The organism is Terrirhizobium terrae, from assembly GCF_030323265.1.
Lineage (GTDB): Bacteria > Pseudomonadota > Alphaproteobacteria > Rhizobiales > Rhizobiaceae > Neorhizobium.
Genome location: NZ_CP104992.1, coordinates 86,236 through 103,710 on the forward strand (window position 1 = coordinate 86,236; position 17,475 = coordinate 103,710).

At 61.1% G+C, this 17,475-nt stretch carries 20 protein-coding genes; 1 reads left to right on the top strand and 19 read right to left on the bottom strand.

Annotated features, from left to right (window positions below):
• Window positions 1-137: 137 nt before the first annotated feature.
• The 18 genes from N7E02_RS08395 to urtA form a co-directional block, all read right to left on the bottom strand.
• Window positions 138-680 carry a peroxiredoxin gene (locus tag N7E02_RS08395; RefSeq protein WP_286581420.1) on the bottom strand — a complete coding sequence of 181 codons (543 nt, stop codon included), beginning with the start codon at window positions 678-680 and terminating at the stop codon, window positions 138-140.
• Window positions 681-868: 188 nt separating this feature from the next.
• Complete coding sequence (locus N7E02_RS08400; protein WP_286581421.1) at window positions 869-1,045, bottom strand: hypothetical protein; 177 nt, start codon at window positions 1,043-1,045, stop codon at window positions 869-871.
• A 358-nt stretch (window positions 1,046-1,403) separates the two neighbouring features.
• Window positions 1,404-1,679 (bottom strand): DUF982 domain-containing protein, encoded by a 276-nt coding sequence (locus N7E02_RS08405; protein WP_286581422.1) that lies wholly within the window; start codon window positions 1,677-1,679, stop codon window positions 1,404-1,406.
• 946 nt (window positions 1,680-2,625) lie between these two features.
• Window positions 2,626-3,297 (bottom strand): TIGR02117 family protein, encoded by a 672-nt coding sequence (locus tag N7E02_RS08410; RefSeq protein ID WP_286581423.1) that lies wholly within the window; start codon window positions 3,295-3,297, stop codon window positions 2,626-2,628.
• 12 nt (window positions 3,298-3,309) lie between these two features.
• Window positions 3,310-3,750 carry a GNAT family N-acetyltransferase gene (locus N7E02_RS08415; protein ID WP_286584103.1) on the bottom strand — a complete coding sequence of 147 codons (441 nt, stop codon included), beginning with the start codon at window positions 3,748-3,750 and terminating at the stop codon, window positions 3,310-3,312.
• Window positions 3,751-3,768: 18 nt separating this feature from the next.
• The gene (gene ureC / locus N7E02_RS08420; protein WP_286581424.1) at window positions 3,769-5,478 is read right to left on the bottom strand and encodes an urease subunit alpha; all 1,710 of its coding nucleotides are present in this window, start codon (window positions 5,476-5,478) and stop codon (window positions 3,769-3,771) included.
• Window positions 5,479-5,532: 54 nt separating this feature from the next.
• The gene (locus tag N7E02_RS08425) at window positions 5,533-5,955 is read right to left on the bottom strand and encodes a lysozyme inhibitor LprI family protein (protein ID WP_374730677.1); all 423 of its coding nucleotides are present in this window, start codon (window positions 5,953-5,955) and stop codon (window positions 5,533-5,535) included.
• A 9-nt stretch (window positions 5,956-5,964) separates the two neighbouring features.
• Entirely contained in the window at window positions 5,965-6,324 is a 360-nt protein-coding gene (locus N7E02_RS08430; RefSeq protein ID WP_286581425.1) for a GFA family protein, read from the bottom strand.
• A 1-nt stretch (window position 6,325) separates the two neighbouring features.
• Window positions 6,326-6,631: an urease subunit beta gene (locus N7E02_RS08435; protein ID WP_286581426.1), complete on the bottom strand. Its 306-nt coding sequence runs from the start codon at window positions 6,629-6,631 to the stop codon at window positions 6,326-6,328.
• Window positions 6,632-6,642: 11 nt separating this feature from the next.
• Window positions 6,643-6,900 (bottom strand): DUF1272 domain-containing protein, encoded by a 258-nt coding sequence (locus tag N7E02_RS08440; RefSeq protein WP_286581427.1) that lies wholly within the window; start codon window positions 6,898-6,900, stop codon window positions 6,643-6,645.
• Between the two features lie 12 nt (window positions 6,901-6,912).
• Window positions 6,913-7,215: an urease subunit gamma gene (locus N7E02_RS08445; protein ID WP_286581428.1), complete on the bottom strand. Its 303-nt coding sequence runs from the start codon at window positions 7,213-7,215 to the stop codon at window positions 6,913-6,915.
• Between the two features lie 33 nt (window positions 7,216-7,248).
• The gene (locus tag N7E02_RS08450) at window positions 7,249-8,073 is read right to left on the bottom strand and encodes an urease accessory protein UreD (RefSeq protein ID WP_286581429.1); all 825 of its coding nucleotides are present in this window, start codon (window positions 8,071-8,073) and stop codon (window positions 7,249-7,251) included.
• The gene (locus N7E02_RS08455; protein WP_286581430.1) at window positions 8,010-9,164 is read right to left on the bottom strand and encodes a CE1 family esterase; all 1,155 of its coding nucleotides are present in this window, start codon (window positions 9,162-9,164) and stop codon (window positions 8,010-8,012) included. Before N7E02_RS08455 ends, N7E02_RS08450 begins: the two co-directional genes overlap by 64 nt.
• 203 nt (window positions 9,165-9,367) lie before the next feature.
• Window positions 9,368-10,063, bottom strand: coding sequence for an urea ABC transporter ATP-binding subunit UrtE (urtE, locus tag N7E02_RS08460; RefSeq protein ID WP_286581431.1), 696 nt, complete (start codon window positions 10,061-10,063; stop codon window positions 9,368-9,370).
• Between the two features lie 260 nt (window positions 10,064-10,323).
• Entirely contained in the window at window positions 10,324-11,085 is a 762-nt protein-coding gene (gene urtD, locus N7E02_RS08465) for an urea ABC transporter ATP-binding protein UrtD (RefSeq protein ID WP_286581432.1), read from the bottom strand.
• A gap of 4 nt (window positions 11,086-11,089) precedes the next feature.
• The gene (gene urtC, locus N7E02_RS08470) at window positions 11,090-12,265 is read right to left on the bottom strand and encodes an urea ABC transporter permease subunit UrtC (protein WP_286581433.1); all 1,176 of its coding nucleotides are present in this window, start codon (window positions 12,263-12,265) and stop codon (window positions 11,090-11,092) included.
• Window positions 12,262-13,866 (bottom strand): urea ABC transporter permease subunit UrtB, encoded by a 1,605-nt coding sequence (gene urtB / locus N7E02_RS08475; RefSeq protein WP_286581434.1) that lies wholly within the window; start codon window positions 13,864-13,866, stop codon window positions 12,262-12,264. Before urtB ends, urtC begins: the two co-directional genes overlap by 4 nt.
• A 182-nt stretch (window positions 13,867-14,048) precedes the next feature.
• Window positions 14,049-15,338: an urea ABC transporter substrate-binding protein gene (gene urtA, locus N7E02_RS08480; RefSeq protein WP_286581435.1), complete on the bottom strand. Its 1,290-nt coding sequence runs from the start codon at window positions 15,336-15,338 to the stop codon at window positions 14,049-14,051.
• A 350-nt stretch (window positions 15,339-15,688) separates the two neighbouring features.
• On the opposite strand from urtA, the gene N7E02_RS08485 reads away from it, so the two are divergent.
• Window positions 15,689-16,408: a DUF1194 domain-containing protein gene (locus N7E02_RS08485; protein WP_286581436.1), complete on the top strand. Its 720-nt coding sequence runs from the start codon at window positions 15,689-15,691 to the stop codon at window positions 16,406-16,408.
• A 93-nt stretch (window positions 16,409-16,501) separates the two neighbouring features.
• On the opposite strand, the gene olsC is transcribed toward N7E02_RS08485, so the two are convergent.
• Complete coding sequence (gene olsC / locus N7E02_RS08490; RefSeq protein ID WP_286581437.1) at window positions 16,502-17,326, bottom strand: ornithine lipid ester-linked acyl 2-hydroxylase OlsC; 825 nt, start codon at window positions 17,324-17,326, stop codon at window positions 16,502-16,504.
• Window positions 17,327-17,475: the final 149 nt, after the last annotated feature.

Below are 17,475 nucleotides of genomic sequence, written 5' to 3' on the forward strand. Positions count from 1 at the left end.
ATGAACTCTTTAATCTGCAAAGGTCCCGCATCATTGCCGTCCGTTGCGCCGAGCACAAGCGCAACATGCGCAGAGCAACAAAAAAGCCCAGCCTCTCATCAAGAGGCCGGGCTTCTGAAAATTAAGAGCGCAACGCCTTACTCGGCAGCGACCTTGACGGCCTTGAGGCTGTCGAGAATATTCTGCGGCGACGACGCACCATAGGGGTCCGTTTCGCAGTTGTCGGAATAGCCTTCTTCCTCGAACCACTGCTCGACCTTGCCGTCGTTGACGATCGCGGCATAGCGCCAGGAGCGCATGCCGAAGCCGAGATTGTCCTTGGCGACGAGCATGCCCATCTTGCGGGTGAACTCGCCCGAACCGTCTGGGATGACCGAGACGTTTGCAAGGTTCTGGCTCTTGGCCCAGGCGTTCATCACGAACGCGTCGTTGACCGACATGCAGTAGATTGCATCGATGCCTTCGGCCTGGAAATCAGGGAAGAGCTTTTCGAAATCGGGCAGCTGGTAGGTCGAGCAGGTCGGCGTGAATGCGCCCGGCAGCGAGAACAGCACGACGCGCTTGCCGGCAAAATAGTCGGCCGAGGTCATGTCCTGCCAGCGGAAAGGGTTCGGGCCGCCGACGGCTTCGTCGCGTACGCGGGTGCGGAAAATGACGTTGGGAACCTTCTTGCCCAGCATATATGCCTCCATGAGAATGAACATTCGCCCCGTCCAGAGGCAGATGCCTTCTCATAGCGGCACTTTTTCCGCAGTGCAGCAAAGTTCTTGATAAAAACCGGTTCTGCAGGGCAGGTATTCACAGGAAGCAGGGCTTTGCACCGTTTCTGCGCGATCCGCTGAGTACGAAGCCTACAATGGCGGCGCTGTCAATGATCCTGCCAGCCTTTCGAACGGCAGAAATCCTCTGCCGCTGCCGTGGCGGCCTTCTTGTCCGGGAAAGGGCCAAGCATCCTGACTTCGCCGCGAAACGTCACGAGAACCTCTTTCGTGAAAATGTCGTAGATCACCCTCATCTCGGGCTCGTACTGAAAACTGGGGGTCACGTCTCTCTCCTCGCCTCCGCGACAGTTCGGCTATTCCCAACCGCCGAGCATCGGCGATGAGATCTGGACAGGAAAGGCCCTCTGTCAGCCGACTCCTCTGAACGTCCGGCTGGGGCATAACCCAGCCGGGGCATGAGTTAGCGACGATCTACCTTATCGTCGTGACGGTCGCTTGGTTTGGTCTGGACAGGGGACTTGTCGTCCGGCCGGTCCTTCTGCTGGTCAGGCCGGCTGTCGGGCTTCTGGCCAGGCTTTGGAGTGTCTTGCACTTTGCGTACTCCTTGTCGCGGAATGCGACATAGAGCCAACAAGCGATATCACCTTCTGTTCCAAAGAAATGCTCGCCCGTGCTGACGGATCAGTCGGAAGCGCCCTCGACGATGAAGGTCTGCTCGACCCAAGCATCCAGAAAAGCCTGCCGGGACAGCTCATGGTGCATCTGACCGGAAATGGCATGATGACACAATGAATGCGCCCGCCAATAGCTGGAACCTCGCTTGGCCACGAAATTGGCGTGCATGTACCGGATCGCATCGCCCGGCCCCCGTATCGTGACATCCAGTCGGTCCTCCGTACCGACATGCACCGGCTTTTTCCAATGTAGCGTAAAGCCTATGCGGATCACGGCCCCCATGGCTGCTCGCTTAAAACCTCCGCCTCGTCATCGGGAAGCTTGGTCGACAGCCTGCCACCGGCCGTGTGCGGTCGGTGACCGGCTGCGTACGCTTCTTTCATGTCGCGAAGCTTTGACAGGTATTTCATAAGCGCTGATGGAGAATGTAAATCCTTGGATGTCACCGCAGCCACCTCGATTACGCAGGCGGGAGCGTGGCTCTCAGCCGTCGGCGCCTACAGGCTGATTTGCCGACGATGGAGCTACTATAGATGTTTCTAATGCGCTGTCCAGTCGACTGGAGGATCTCTCGTGGCAGAACGAGGAATAACCCTTCCAAAACTTGGATTAACATGGATTAACGTCATGATTCATAGTAAAAACCAATTTCCGGCACGACAATATTGACGGATATTTTATCAATCACCTGAGACGGCCGAGGAGAACCATATCTCTGCCCTGAACATCGATGGCGGGATGACAGGTCAGCGGTGGATGGTAGCCGTGGACGTTTCGACACCACGCCCGAGCAATTCCAGTCACTTACCTCTTTTTTCATCCACGCCCTTTTGCCCCATGCCTACAATCTCGCCGTTCCGCTTCGGCTACACCGGTCAGCATTGCCGGCGAGGCGGGATCGGTGATCGGATGGACCGCAGTGATGCAGGCGGGACATCCGGGGCTGCGCAGAAAATGGTCTGCCTCTCCTTTTGCAAGGAGGCGTGCGTGTGTCGCACACAAACCGGCCGGCAGTCCGCAAGGACATTAAGACCTGCCGCCCTAGACGGACCGGAGTTGCGTGGAAAAACACACCGAACGGGACACGCCGAGTGTCACATATAAAAATTCAATTCGAGGCACCCGACGTGTCCCGGCCGATCCTCGGATTTAACCCGAGCAGAAAAATGCCCGTCATCCTCGGGCGAGCGCAGTGAGACCCGAGGATCGCCAAGGGGGACTCCGTCCTTCAATTGAACAGGTCTAGCGAGAGACCCAATGTTTGCGGCAGGGGATTCCACCAGCCGGTCCGAATGCCCGCCGAACGAAGGGCGCGCGCCGTCCATGTGTTGCACCCGACGAGAGCGTTGAACGAACCATGCGCCTCGAAGAACCGATCGTACATTCCATAGCTCGCATCAGGGATGACGACGACGTTACCGCCGTTTCGGACGAAACTTGCCTGTATGAAGTCGGACAGTGCTCCAAACTCCGCAGGTCCGAGGTCAAAGGACCTGATGGACGGGTGCTCCTCCTCGATCCCACCCGCCACGTCCACATGCATGACCGATCTGTCGATCGTCAGCGCCCGAAACAGCGGCATGGGCTTCAGCTCGGCCCAGGTGGGCGTTTCCAGATAGAAAGCCCGGCCTCCCCAGCCGATGATCAGCCATTCCGCGCCGGGCTCGCCGACCGGCACGCCGAAAGCCCCGAGAAACCCATAGGCCGCCCGCGTCTCGGCATCTAGCGGAATGGCGATATCCGTGTGAATTGGATTGGAGAGCACGAGAATGCGCCGTGTCTCTGCGGCCTCTCCGGAGGAGCCACGCTCAGACAGCGGGCGCGGGACGAATGTACCTGCCGCGACTGCCAGCACAATCACGGCAACGACGGCAAGCAGGACGCGGAAAGCGGATTTCATCGTCGTGATATCTCAAAGGGGTTTGCGAAAATAGACGACCCGCTCCGTCTCAGCAAAGCCCCAGCTTTCATGGGCATGGTGGGACGCAAGATTGTCGATCTCCGCATCGGAGCAGAGTTCGACGAAACCCTCCGCCGCGCAATCCGTCGAAATCCGCTCGATCAGCATCTGTCCGATACCATGGCGACGGTATTCCACCGCAATCCAGATGCCCTCCAGAAACGGCACCGGCGATTGGGTGCTGCCATTGGCGTAGCGACGAATGGAAATCTCGGCAAAGCCGATCGCCTCGCCCTCCCCGCTCACGGCGAGATAACCGCGCAACGAACCGTCCGACAGCGCCGCCGCGATTTCGGCGGCATGCCCGTCTGCGGATCCGTCCGGCCAGAGCGCATGCCGCAGACGCGCCCATTCGGCGATATCCGCAGCCTCACATCGCCGGACGGTTTGCATCACCGCCGACCCTCCCCGTCAGAACAGGAAATAGCGCTGCGCCATCGGCAGAACCGTCGCCGGCTGGCAGGTCAAGAGCTCGCCGTCGGCACGCACCTCGTAGGTTTCCGGGTCGACCTCCACATGCGGCGTTGCCGAATTGTGGATCATCGACGCCTTGCCGATGCCGCCGCGGACATTCTTCACCGCCACCAGCTTCTTGGCGACGCCGAGCTTGTGCGACAGGCCGGCATCGAGCGAGGCCTGGGAAACGAAGGTGACCGAGGAATTGGTGCGCAGCTTGCCATAGGCGGCGAACATCGGGCGGTAATGCATCGGCTGCGGCGTCGGGATCGAGGCGTTCGGATCCCCCATCGGAGCCGCCGCGATCGAACCGCCGAGCAGCACCATTTCCGGCTTCACGCCGAAGAAGGCCGGGCTCCACAGAACCAGATCGGCGCGCTTGCCGACTTCCACCGAACCGATCTCGTGGGAAACGCCATGGGCGATCGCCGGGTTGATCGTGTATTTGGCGATGTAGCGCTTGACGCGGAAATTGTCGTTGTCGCCGGTCTCGTCCTTCAGCTGGCCGCGCTGGCGCTTCATCTTGTCGGCCGTCTGCCAGGTGCGGATCGCCACCTCGCCGACGCGGCCCATGGCCTGGCTGTCGGACGAGATGATCGAGAAGGCGCCGATATCGTGGAGAATGTCTTCCGCAGCAATCGTTTCCTTGCGGATGCGGCTTTCGGCAAACGCGATGTCTTCGGGAATAGACGGCGACAGGTGATGGCAGACCATCAGCATGTCGAGATGTTCGGCGAGCGTGTTGACCGTGTAGGGCCGAGTCGGGTTGGTCGACGACGGAATGACGTTCGGATTTCCGCAGACTTTGATGATGTCGGGCGCATGGCCGCCGCCCGCCCCTTCCGTGTGGAAGGCATGGATGGTGCGGCCGGCAATCGCCTTCACCGTGTCTTCGACGAAGCCGCTCTCGTTCAGCGTATCGGTATGGATCATCACCTGCACGTCGAACGCATCGGCCACCGTCAGGCAGTTGTCGATCGCCGCCGGCGTCGTGCCCCAATCCTCGTGCAGCTTCAGCGACGAGGCGCCGGCAAGGATCATTTCTTCGAGCGGCGCAGGCAGCGAGGCATTGCCCTTGCCGGCAAGCGCAAGGTTCATCGGGAAGGCGTCGAAACTCTCTATCATCCGCTCGATATGCCAGGCGCCGGTGCAGGTAGTGGCGAGCGTCCCGTGTGCCGGGCCGGAACCGCCGCCGAGCATGCAGGTGACGCCGCTCATCAGCGCTTCCTCGATCTGCTGCGGGCAGATGTAATGGATATGCGCGTCCATGCCGCCGGCCGTCAGGATCTTGCCCTCGCCGGCAATGGCTTCCGTGGAAGGTCCGACGATGATGGTGACGCCCGGCTGCGTATCCGGATTACCGGCCTTGCCGATCGCATGGATACGGCCGTCCTTCAGACCCACATCCGCCTTGTAGATGCCGCTATGGTCGATGATCAAAGCATTGGTGATGACCGTATCGACCGCGCCCTCGCCGCGCGTCGCCTGGCTCTGGCCCATGCCGTCACGGATGACCTTGCCGCCGCCGAACTTCACCTCTTCGCCGTAAGTGGTGAAGTCCTTCTCCACCTCGATGAACAGCTCGGTATCGGCCAGCCGCACCTTGTCGCCGGTCGTCGGACCGAACATCGAGGCATAGGCGGCGCGGGACATCTTGAAGGACATGGACTACCTCTGGAGTTCGACAACTTTGGTCGCGGGAGAGTGACGGAGACAGGTTCAGTTGCCCGAGTTTTCCGTCAGCTCCTTCAGTTCTTGGGTACGCTTGCGCGTCAGATCGGCCTGGCATCCGGAAATCAGCATCGGCTGCATCGAGCCGCCGCGCGCCTGAAAGCCGTAGGATGCACATTGCGCATCGCGATAGGAGACCCAGGCGCGCTGGGCTTTGACCAGCGCATCCTCGGCACCGGCAGTCGCCTCGCTCGCATCCTTATCCGCCGCGCGCATTTCGTCGCGGGTCAGCTTGTATTGGGTATTGAGCTCCGCATCGGCCTCGTCGAAGTCCTGCCCGGCGCAGATATTCATGGCCATCTGGGTCTGCGCGTTGTCGCAATCGACCTCCGGCTGCTGCCCGTTCGAGGTCGGGGCATCCACCAGCAGTACACATCCGCAGAGCATCGGCAAAAGCGCGAGTTTCAGCATTCGAATTCCCTAGGCCGCAGCGCCATCGAAGTGATGCGAGGTCAGTGCCCGTGGATCGACGCCTTCGAGGCAATTGGCGTTGATTGCCACCATGGGCGAGCCATCCTTCGGAGAATCCCCATAGGCAAAACTCTCGATGCCGCAGGTCTTGCAGAACAGGTGCTGCAACTTCTTCGTGTTGAAGCGGTATTCGGTAAGATTGTCCTCGCCGGATTTCAGCGTGAAGGCACCGCGCGGCGCGAAGGCCAGAACCGAGCCGAGCCGCTGGCAGCGCGAGCAGTTGCAGGTGATCGTCTGATCCAGATCGACATCGGCCTCGAAGGAAACCGCGCCGCATTGGCAGCTGCCGAGATAATGTTTCGTCGCCATGTCAGAGCTCTCCCATGATCTTCTGCTGGAAACCGAAAACCTTCCGGTCGCCGGAAAGCGGAATGAGCGTCACGGAGCGGGTCTGGCCGGGCTCGAATCGCACCGCAGTGCCGGCGGGAATGTCGAGCCGCATACCCCGCGCCTTGTCGCGCTCGAAGGATAGTCCATTGTTGGTCTCGAAGAAATGGTAGTGGCTGCCCACCTGGACCGGCCGGTCACCGGTATTGGACACCTCGATCGAGATCGTCGGCGCGCCGACATTGAGCTCGATTTCGCCTGCAGCGGCAATGACTTCACCGGGGATCATGAATCACCTCCTCAGGCAGTTAAAGCAATTTGGGGCTTGCAGTCGGCTCTCAGAACACGCTTCGTCGATGCCGGGTTGCGTGCCAGTGCGGCGGGTGGCCGCACCGGACGGCGAACGAACTCTCCGCCGCAATTCGGGCAGGCGCCGCCAAGAACGTTGGTGACGCAATCACTGCAGAACGTGCACTCGAACGTGCAGATCATCGCCTCGCGACTGTCGGGCGCCAGATCCTTGTCGCAGCATTCGCAGTTTGGGCGCAGTTCCAGCATCGCCTACCCTCCTTAGCGGATCGGTTCATGCACGGTGACGAGCTTCGTGCCGTCAGGAAAAGTCGCCTCCACCTGCACGTCGTGGATCATTTCCGAGATGCCCTCCATCACCTGAGCGCGGGTAATGACATGGGCGCCCGCCTCCATCAGATCGGCGACGGAACGGCCGTCCCGGGCGCCTTCGACGACGAAGTCGGTGATCAGCGCGATCGCTTCCGGGTAGTTCAGCTTCACGCCGCGCTCAAGGCGGCGCCGCGCGACCATCGCAGCCATGGAAATCAGCAGCTTGTCTTTTTCTCTGGGCGTCAGGTTCATGGGCTTCCCGCAGTAATCGTCGCAATCGGCAAATCAGATATGCCAGACTTTCGGCACTGGCGCGCCGTTACGCAATACGGAAATTGCCGGTACCAGGATTTTTCTCAAGTCGAAGCCGGTCGGCGCCGCAATGCGGGCGATGAGCTTGCCGTTCCAATGGCTTGCGCCGCCGGGCGTGCCATCGAGGCATTCCCGCAGGCGCGGCAGGAGGGCCTCGCAAAGCGGACCGGTATAGAACAGGGTGGCGAAGGCGACCTGGCCGGAGAGCACGGCGGCGGCCTGGGTCAGCCGCTCGATTTCGCCCTCGAAACGCAGTTCCTCGGCATGAATGAGCTGACCATTGCGGCGTACCCGCCAGCGATCGCGGAAGAAGCCGCGACCGACCGCCTCGCCCATCGCCTTGCGCCCGAGCAGTACCGCCTCGACGGCGAGAAATTCCGCGTCGTCGGCAAGATCGACATCGAGCCGCCGCGTCAGCGAGGCCTGGTCGAAAAGGATCGTTTCCTGGGGCAGCCAGTGGACGGAGGCACCAGCACCGACCGTGATGTCGGTGGAGACGGAGGCCGTATCGGAGGCGGCCTTGTAAATCTTCTCGTTCGCCTGGGTGGTGACCGAGAGCCTTGTGGAAGGCGCAGCGGCGACGGACCATTCGATCACGTCGCCGCCCGTCAGTCCCCCTGACGTATTGATGAGAATCGCCTCCATTTCAGGCGAGAAAGTTTCCGGAAGGCGTATTTTTGCGCAGCCTTCCTGGTAGAATTCGTCAAGCCTTGTCCGCCCGCCGAAAACCTTGGTTACAAGGCGTCCTGAACCCCTTGCCCGCTGCGGCGCATATTGATCGGCTGGGAGCTGCTGCACGACGTACCTTCGATTTCTGCCTGTGTTGCGCAGTCAGAAGCAATGGACGTGCCAGACTTCGCCCCGGCTTTGGACTTGGCGGGCGCCGCCGTCGCGACGACATCCGTCGAGTCAGCCTTGCCGAAGAAGTCCCACATCCGGAAAGCCGGATCAACGTTGGTGTCGAAGGCGGGCTTTGCAGACGCGGTAGCCGCGACCTTGGTGACGCTCGCGGCGCCATCCTTGGCAGCAGCAAGAACGGCCTGCTTGGCGACGACAGGCTTCGGCCAGTCATGCGTGCCGTTTGCGAAGACATAGGACGCGATACGGGCGCCGTTCTTGCAGGTGCCGTACATGCTGAACGTCACGTCGTCGATCGTCTTGGCATTGTCATTGCCCTTGCAGCCGTCGAGATCGCTCCAGCGCTGGATCGCGGTCTTGAAGCTGTACTGCCAGTAGGCCGCGCCGCCACCCGCATAGGGGTTCTGTGCATCCTTGATGCCGGCGAAAGCCATGATCGAGATCGGCTTGACCGGGCTGCAATTTTCCTTGTCCGGCCCCCACTTGCCGTCGGTCTCCACCGGACGACCGGCGCGCAGCGAATTGACGAAGCCAGCGCCGGTGAAGCCCTCGCCACCGGAGCAGAGATAGGCCGACAGCATGCGGCCGCCGCCGGAATAGCCGGACGCGAAGATGCGGTTCGGATCGACGCAGAAATCTTCCTTCACTTCGTCGACCGCTTCGCGGATGAAGGAGATTTCGTCGAGACCGCCTGCGCCGCCCGTCGGGATGATGGCCTTGCTGACTTCGACATGCGGCACGTTCCAGGCAAAGGTGCCCGGCGTCTTGCCCGGCAGGCTGCCCTGCAGCGCGATCGCGATGAAGCCGTTCTTCTCGGCGACCTTGTCCCAGGACGAGCGGTTCAGCTGACCGGTAGGGTTGCTGTTGCTGCCGTGGAAATCGAACACGACCGGCACCTTGTCCTTGCCGGTATAGGAGGTCGGGACGTAATAGACGGCTTGGCGCGTAATGCCGTCAGCCTCGATCGTCAGCGCATGACGACCGGCTTCCATCGGCTGACCGCAGCCGGCAAAGGCGGCACCTGCAGCCAAGAAAAAGGCTCCGGTCGCGGTCAGGCGAACAAGAGCGGAGCGGGAACGGTGACCAAGGATGCATGCAAAGACCATCAGCGCCTCATCATGGGGTGCGGGTTGTCAAGGATGTTCGGAGATGTCGTTCATCTGCCGTTCATCTAGCATACAGGTTCAGGTATTGATACAGTTTGAACGAATAGAAGCTATGCAAACATTGACCATTAAACTGTTAGATGCCGCCTTGCTTCTGCCGTATCCAAGGTTTCAGCCGGCCCTTGATGCACAATTTCGCCACGATCCATGATGTAGACCTGATCTGCCAGCTCCCGGCAGAAGTCGAGATACTGTTCGACGAGCAGGATTGCCATGCCGGTTGAATCGCGCAGATAGCGGATCGCCCGGCCGATATCCTTGATGATCGACGGCTGGATGCCCTCGGTCGGCTCGTCGAGCACGAGGATCTTCGGGCGCGTGACCATGGCCCGGCCGATTGCCAGCTGCTGCTGCTGGCCGCCGGACAGGTCGCCTCCGCGACGACCGAGCATGGTCTTCAGCACGGGAAACAACGAGAAGATTTCGTCCGGGATGTAGCGATCCTTGCGGGCGAGCGGCGCATAGCCGCTCTGCAGGTTTTCCTGAACGGTCAGCAGCGGGAAGATCTCGCGGCCCTGCGGCACATAGCCGATGCCATGCTTGGCGCGGGAATACGGGGCAAGCCCGTTCAACGTCTCGTTCTGGAAGCTGATCGTGCCGCCCGAAACCGGATGCTGGCCGGTGACGGCCCTGAGCAGCGACGACTTGCCGACGCCGTTACGCCCGAGCACACAGGTGATCTTGCCCATCTCAGCGGTGATGGAGACGCCGCGAAGCGCCTGGGCTGCGCCGTAGTGGAGATTGACGTTGTCGACTGTCAGCATGGGGTGCCTCCCTGTTTGCTAAGTGGGGAGGCGTTACCCCCTCTGCCCTGCCGGGCATCTCCCCCACAAGGGGGAGATCGGAAGGATGCAATCCCTCGCCCCCGTTGAAGGTTGAGCGGAGGCCGGACGTGATCCTGCAAGAAAATCGAAGCGGAAAAAGATGCCAGCTTGAGGCAGATAGAGCGCGCCCAGCTGATCTCCCCCTTGTGGGGGAGATGGCCGGCAGGCCAGAGGGGGTATCACAGCCACTGAGCTCACCATCACCGCCCCAGATAATTCTCGATCACCTTCGGATCGTTCGAAACGAAATCGATCGACCCTTCGGCGAGCACCGATCCTTCCGCCAAGCACGTCACCTTCACCCCGAGATCGCGGATGAAGCCCATGTCGTGTTCGACGACGACGACCGAACGGGTCTTGGCGATCTCGCGCAACAGCACAGCCGTCTCGGCCGTCTCGGCATCCGTCATGCCGGCCACAGGCTCGTCGACGAGCAGCAGTTTTGGCTCCTGGGCGAGCAGCATGCCGATTTCCAGCCACTGTTTCTGCCCGTGCGAAAGGTTGGCCGCATACTCATCCTTGCGATGCGTCATGCGGATGGTGTCGAGGATCTCCTCGATGCGCGCCTTGTCCTCAGCCGTCAGCGTGTAGAACAGCGTGGCGAAGACGCCGCGGGAGCGGTTGAGCGCCAGTTCCAGATTGTCCCAGACGGTATGGCTTTCGAACACGGTCGGCTTCTGGAATTTGCGGCCGATGCCGAGCTGCGCGATATCGGCCTCGTCTTTCTTGGTCAGGTCGATCGTCTCCTCGAAGATCACCTTGCCGGTGTCCGGCCGCGTCTTGCCGGTGATGATGTCCATCATCGTCGTCTTGCCGGCGCCATTTGGCCCGATGATGGCGCGCAGTTCGCCGGGCTCCACCACAAGCGACAGCGAGTTGATCGCCTTGAACCCGTCGAAGGAGACGGAGACATCTTCCAGATAGAGAAGGCTTTTGGAGCGGGTTTCCGAAATCGTGTTCATGATGTCACTCCGCTGCCTGGACCTGTTGCACCGTTGGTGGCGCGCCGGCATCCCTGCACTTTTCCGCGTCCGCTGCAGCCTTCAAAGCCTTGCGGGCGTTCCAGCCGTGCTGGATCGTGCCGACGATGCCCTTGGGCAGGAACAGCGTGACGGCGATGAACAGGCCGCCGAGCGCAAAGAGCCAGAATTCCGGGAAGGCGCCGGTAAAATAGCTCTTGCCCGCATTGACGAGGATGGCGCCGATGATCGGGCCGATCAGCGTGCCGCGGCCACCGACGGCCGTCCAGACGACGACTTCGATCGAGTTGGCCGGCGCGAACTCGCCCGGATTGATGATGCCGACCTGCGGCACGAAGAGCGCACCGGCGATGCCGGCAAACATGGCCGAGACGACAAAGGTGAAAAGCTTGATGTTTTCCACCCGGAAACCGAGGAAGCGCACCCGGCTTTCGGCATCGCGCACGCCGACCAGAACCTTGCCGAACTTCGAACGGGTGATGGCCGAAGCGACGATCAGGCAGAGTGCCAGCATGATCGCCGACATGGCGAAGAGGACCGCACGCGTGCCGCCGGCCTGAACCTGGAAGCCGAGGATATCCTTGAAGTCGGTGAGGCCGTTATTGCCGCCGAAACCCATGTCGTTGCGGAAGAAGGCGAGCATCAGCGCATAGGTCATCGCCTGGGTGATGATCGACAGATAGACGCCGTTGACGCGGGACCGGAAGGCGAACCAGCCGAAGACGAAGGCGAGCAGGCCCGGCACGATCAGCACCATCGCCATCGCAAACGGGAACATATCGAATCCGTACCAGAACCAAGGCAATTCCTTCCAGTTGAGGAAGACCATGAAATCCGGCAGGTCGGGATTGCCGTAGACGCCGCGGGAACCGATCTGGCGCATCAGATACATGCCCATCGCATAACCGCCGAGCGCGAAGAAGGCGCCATGGCCGAGAGAGAGGATGCCGCAATAACCCCAGACGAGATCGAGTGCCAAGGCCAGAAGCGCATAGCAGAGATACTTGCCCATCAGCGCCATGACATAGGTCGGGATATGCAGGGCGCTGTCCGGCGGCGTCAGCAGATTGAGCGCCGGGACGATGATGGCGACGGCCAGAAGAATGCCGACGGCGATGACGATCTTGCCCTCCAGGGCACGGAGAATGAAGCCGGTAATCATGCTTCCACCGCCCTTCCCTTGAGCGCGAAGAGACCGCGCGGACGTTTCTGGATGAAGAGGATGATGAGGACGAGCACGAGGATCTTTCCGAGCACGGCACCGACGGAGGGCTCCAGGAACTTGTTGAGGATGCCGAGCGAAAGCGCCCCGACCAGCGTGCCCCAGAGATTGCCGACGCCGCCGAAGACCACGACCATGAAACTGTCGATGATGTAGCTCTGGCCGAGATTGGGCGAGACGTTGTCGATCTGGGAAAGCGCCACGCCGGCAATGCCGGCAATGCCCGATCCGAGCGCGAAGGTGAGCGCGTCGACCCAGGGCGTGCGGATGCCCATCGAGGATGCCATTCGGCGGTTCTGGGTGACGGCGCGCATGTTGAGGCCATAAGCCGTCTTCTTCATCACGAAGAGCAGCGCGAAGAAGATCGTCAGCGAGAAGACGATGATCCACATGCGATTGTAAGTGATCGTCATGCCGCCGAGCGGGAAGGAACCGGACATCCAGGACGGATTGCCGACTTCCTGGTTGGTCGGGCCGAAGATCGTGCGGATCGCCTGCTGCAGGATGAGCGACACACCCCATGTGGCCAGCAGCGTTTCGAGCGGACGGCCATAGAGGAAGCGGATGACGCCGCGCTCGATGACGAAACCCACAAGGCCGGTGACGAGGAAGGCGACGGGGAGCGCGATCGCCAGCGACCAGTCGAACAGGCCGGGCGCATTGTCGCGGATCACCTGCTGCACCATGAAGGTGGAATAGGCGCCGAGCATGACCATTTCGCCATGCGCCATGTTGATGATACCCATGACGCCGAAGGTGATGGCGAGGCCGATGGCGGCAAGCAGCAGCACGGAGCCGAGCGACATGCCGTACCAGACATTCTGGGCGAGGTTCCACAGCTGCTGTTCGTTCTGGATCGAGGCGATCGCCGCGTCGAGATCGGGCTTGAGGCTCGGATCGATCGTGCCGGCGACGGAATTCAGCACGCCGAGGCCGGGAGCGCCGAGCCCGGAAATCGTCTCGATCGCGGCGCGCTTTTCATCGATGGAACGGTCGGAGGCGAGCAGCGATACGGCGCGCGCCTCCTCCATGCGGGCCTTCACTTCCGCGTCGGTTTCCTTGGCGAGCGCGGCCTCGACCAGTTCCAGCGTTTCCGCACTCGGCGAGCGCAGAATGGCATCGGCGGCGGAAAGTCGTGCGCCACGATCCGGGCTCATCAGCGTCAACCCGCCGAGAGCTGCACGGATGGCGCGGCGAAGGTTGTTATTGACGCGGATTTTCGTCACCGCGCCCTTGGCGACTTGGCCGGCGCTCGCGCCCGTCACCGGATCGATCAGGTCGAACTGCGAACCGGCGGACTTGGCGGAAAAGACAGCCTTGTCGGACTTGCGGAAATAGAGATCGCCCTCGGCAAACGTATTGAGCGCCGGCACGACACGCGGATCACCGGTCGCGGCGATTTCGCCGACGAGTTTTTCCGCCTCGTTGAAATTGGCATCGGCCAGCTGGTTGAACAGCGGCTTTGGGTCTGCGCCTTGCGCGAAGGAAGTCGCGGCAGAAGCTAGGACCAGAAAGATCAGTGTGATGAAACGGATAAGCATATGTCTGTCCCCCGGATGGCGTTGCGAGGGCGTTTCCCCTCTGGCCTGCCGGCCACCTCCCCCACAAGGGGGAGAAAACTCGCGGCATCCGCCTCGGCTGATGTGAACCGCGGCGGGGCGGCTGGGTTAAAGCCCCCTTGTGGGGAGGGTTGGGAGGGGTCTTGGCCCCAGACGCTGACGGATCAGCTACCCTTGCCGCCGCACTTGCCGGTGGCGACGTTGAAGTTGCCGCATTCCATCGGCTTGCGCCAATCGGAGATCAGGTCTTTCGAGTCCGGCAGGTAATCCGACCATTCGTCACCGACGACGGCCGCGGTTTCCTGCACGACTTCGAACTGGCCGTCGGCCTGGATTTCGCCGATCAGCACCGGCTTGGTGATGTGGTGGTTCGGCATGACGGTGGAGGTGCCGCCCGAGAGGTTCGGAACGGAGACGCCGATGATCGAGTCGAGAACGGCATCCGTGTCGGTCGTGCCGGCAGCCTCGACGGCCTTAACCCAGGCGTTGAAGCCGATATAGGCGGCTTCCATCGGGTCGTTGGTCACGCGCTTGTCGTTCTTGGTGAAGGCGTGCCAGGTCTTGATGAACTCGGCATTGACCGGTGCATCGACGGACTGGAAGTAGTTCCAGGCAGCCAGATGGCCGACGAGCGGTGTGGTGTCGAGGCCGGCGAGTTCTTCTTCACCGACGGAGAAGGCGACGACCGGAATGTCTTCGGCCTTGATGCCCTGGTTGCCGAGTTCCTTGTAGAACGGAACGTTGGCGTCACCATTGATGGTGGAGACGACGGCGGTCTTCTTGCCGGCCGAGCCGAACTTCTTGATGTCGGAGACGATCGTCTGCCAGTCGGAATGACCGAACGGCGTGTAGTTGATCATGATGTCCTCTTCCGCGACGCCCTTCGACATCAGGTAGGCCTTCAGGATCTTGTTGGTCGTCTGCGGATAGACATAGTCGGTGCCGGCGAGAACCCAGCGCTCGACGCCTTCGGTCTCTGCCAGATAATCGACGGCCGGGATGGCCTGCTGGTTCGGCGCCGCACCGGTGTAGAAGATGTTGCGCGAGGATTCATCACCCTCGTACTGGACCGGGTAGAAGAGGATCGAGTTCAGCTCTTCGAAGACCGGCAGGACGGACTTGCGCGACGACGAGGTCCAGCAACCGAAGACGGCCGCGACCTTATCCTGGCTGATCAGCTGGCGGGCCTTTTCCGCAAACAGCGGCCAGTCGGAAGCCGGATCGACGACGACGGCTTCCAGCTTCTTGCCGAGCACGCCGCCCTTCTTGTTCTGCTCTTCCACCATCATCAGCATGGCGTCCTTGAGCGTCGTCTCGGAAATCGCCATCGTGCCGGAAAGCGAGTGCAGCACGCCGATCTTGATCGTGTCGTCCGCTGCGAAAGCGCCGTGGAACGCGGTGGTGGAGAGTGCGGCGGCCAGCAATGCACCGCCCAGTTTCGTTCTGAAATTCATTGGTCGAACCCCTCTTCTTGTTCGCTCGGCAACAGAGACCTTGACCGTTGCTTAAGCGGACTATCGGCCGCTGCAGTGCAAAACCACATACGTAAAATGACGTAATGGCGTGGGGAGATGCACAGGCGCGAAGCAGCGCGGTGCGGCCATAAGCCTTTCGATGCCGAGAATTGTCGCAGGTCCCGCTGCACCAGGTTCCGCTGCGAAGCGGGTTTCCTGCACGCCCGAAGGCTTACCAACGGAATTGCATGACCCGTGCCAGATGGAAGAGACCTAGTATCGCGAAAAATTGCGATCATCTGTCATTTTAAAAGAATGGATGGGGGCCGGAGGAAATGCGGGGATGGGGAATGGCAGCGCCGCTGGCGCTGCTCGCATTCGCCTGCAATGGCGAAGCCGCAGCACAGCCGGTCTGCCCGGATCTTGCGCTCGTGCTGGCGATCGACGGATCCGGCAGCGTTACCGATGGCGAATACCGCTTCCAGAAGTCGGCAATCGCATCGGCCTTTCGCGACGGCGCGATCAAGTCCGCATTGAGGCAAGCCGGCACCGTCGCCCTGTCCGCAGTCTTCTGGGGAGACGGTGAGTTTCCGACGCAGAGGCTCGCCTGGTTCATCGTCGACCAGGGCGTGGGCTCTGAAGCCTTCGCCGACGAAGTCGAAGCCAGCGAGCGGCGTGTCTACGGCGACACCGCGATCGGCAACGGCCTCTGGGCGGCGCTGGAAATGCTATCGCCCCCGAACATGTGTGCCCATCGCATGATGATCAACGTCTCGGGCGACGGCCGCGAAACGACGGTGCCCAAAAGACGCCTGGGAGCGACACTTTACCAAGCCAAACAGCGGGCCAAACAAATGGGTGTCACGATAAACGCGCTGGCGATTACCGCCGATGACGAAGAACTCGCCAGCTACTACGAACGCGAGGTCGTGCACGGTTCCGGCGGCTTCACCATGGAGGTGAACGATCCGGGAGACTACGCGTCGGCGATGCGCAAGAAGTTGCTGCGTGAATTGTCGAACCCGTTCGTCGCCAGTTCCGGCCGAACCCGCGTGAAGCTAGTGAGGTAACGCCGCACCAATCGGCGGCCGGTCTCAACTCGAAGACCCGCCAGCCGGGAAACACAAGACTGCTGCCCATTGTGAATCCGGGGCCTTGAGACTTCAGTTCGGCCGGTTCCGCAACGCCTCGGCCTGCGCGTAAAACTTCTTTTCCCATTCCTTGTGATTATCGAGCCCTTCGCGGATGAAGGGCGTGAAGATCGCCATATGCATCAGCATCCAGTTGACCAGCCGCGCCGGGAATTTCAGCGGCTTGACGAAATCGACGAAGAGCACGACGCGCGTCTTGTCGGTGTGGTTCCAGGCCTCGTGCTCATAGGCATCGTCGAAGATCAGCACCTTGCCCTCTTCCCAATGGCAGATCTGGTCCTTCACGCGGATGGCGAGGTCGTCACCGGTGTTTTCCGGGACGATGAGACCGAGATGGAGGCGTAGAACGCCGTTATAGGGGCCGCGATGGGCCGGAAGATGCTTGCCCGGCTCGAAGATGGAGAACATCACCGTGGTGAGCCCCGGGATCTTCTGCATCGCCTTCCAGGTTTCCGGGCAGGCCTTGACGTTCTGCTCCGACTTGATGCCGAAGCCGAGTAGGAAGAAGGTCTTCCAGCCGGTATCGGACGAGATCGTCTTCACGTCGGTGGAAATGTCCTGGAAGGTCGGCAACTCGTCCTTGCGCACGAGAATGCGGTCGAGCTCGGCGCGAATGGCGGGCGCAGCAGCCTCGACCTCGGCAGCCCATGGAAAGGTCGCATTGTCATAGACCGGCGGATTGCCGAGCTTTGCGTGCTTGAAATTCAGCCTTTCCGCCCAGGCCACAATGCCCATGAAGAAGCGGGTGATGGCGCTCGGACGATCCATAGGCGCAATGCCGGTCGTCCCGAAATCCTGCGAGGGTTGAGAAACATTGGGAGAAGAAACGTTGTCCACTGGAGAAGCCTTTAAGATATCTTGATCAGGCGTGGCGGCGGGATGCCCCCGTCGTGTCACAGGTTTGACATGCTATGCGGAAAACGACTTGCAAAAATCGACTGAAAGTTGAGGGAATCGAGCGGCAGCTTCGATAGCCAGCATATGAG

Excerpts from the sequence above, each read along its gene's own strand:
- urtD (WP_286581432.1), bottom strand. The coding sequence starts at position 11,085 with ATGAACACGATTTCGGAAACCCGCTCCAAAAGCCTTCTCTATCTGGAA.
- N7E02_RS08405 (WP_286581422.1), bottom strand. The coding sequence starts at position 1,679 with ATGGGGGCCGTGATCCGCATAGGCTTTACGCTACATTGGAAAAAGCCG.
- N7E02_RS08425 (WP_374730677.1), bottom strand. The coding sequence starts at position 5,955 with ATGCTGAAACTCGCGCTTTTGCCGATGCTCTGCGGATGTGTACTGCTG.
- urtA (WP_286581435.1), bottom strand. The coding sequence starts at position 15,338 with ATGAATTTCAGAACGAAACTGGGCGGTGCATTGCTGGCCGCCGCACTC.
- ureC (WP_286581424.1), bottom strand. The coding sequence starts at position 5,478 with ATGTCCTTCAAGATGTCCCGCGCCGCCTATGCCTCGATGTTCGGTCCG.
- N7E02_RS08445 (WP_286581428.1), bottom strand. The coding sequence starts at position 7,215 with ATGAACCTGACGCCCAGAGAAAAAGACAAGCTGCTGATTTCCATGGCT.
- N7E02_RS08410 (WP_286581423.1), bottom strand. The coding sequence starts at position 3,297 with ATGAAATCCGCTTTCCGCGTCCTGCTTGCCGTCGTTGCCGTGATTGTG.
- urtC (WP_286581433.1), bottom strand. The coding sequence starts at position 12,265 with ATGATTACCGGCTTCATTCTCCGTGCCCTGGAGGGCAAGATCGTCATC.
- urtE (WP_286581431.1), bottom strand. The coding sequence starts at position 10,063 with ATGCTGACAGTCGACAACGTCAATCTCCACTACGGCGCAGCCCAGGCG.
- N7E02_RS08485 (WP_286581436.1), top strand. The coding sequence starts at position 15,689 with ATGGCAGCGCCGCTGGCGCTGCTCGCATTCGCCTGCAATGGCGAAGCC.
- N7E02_RS08435 (WP_286581426.1), bottom strand. The coding sequence starts at position 6,631 with ATGATCCCCGGTGAAGTCATTGCCGCTGCAGGCGAAATCGAGCTCAAT.
- urtB (WP_286581434.1), bottom strand. The coding sequence starts at position 13,866 with ATGCTTATCCGTTTCATCACACTGATCTTTCTGGTCCTAGCTTCTGCC.
- N7E02_RS08440 (WP_286581427.1), bottom strand. The coding sequence starts at position 6,900 with ATGCTGGAACTGCGCCCAAACTGCGAATGCTGCGACAAGGATCTGGCG.
- N7E02_RS08415 (WP_286584103.1), bottom strand. The coding sequence starts at position 3,750 with ATGCAAACCGTCCGGCGATGTGAGGCTGCGGATATCGCCGAATGGGCG.
- N7E02_RS08395 (WP_286581420.1), bottom strand. The coding sequence starts at position 680 with ATGCTGGGCAAGAAGGTTCCCAACGTCATTTTCCGCACCCGCGTACGC.
- N7E02_RS08430 (WP_286581425.1), bottom strand. The coding sequence starts at position 6,324 with ATGGCGACGAAACATTATCTCGGCAGCTGCCAATGCGGCGCGGTTTCC.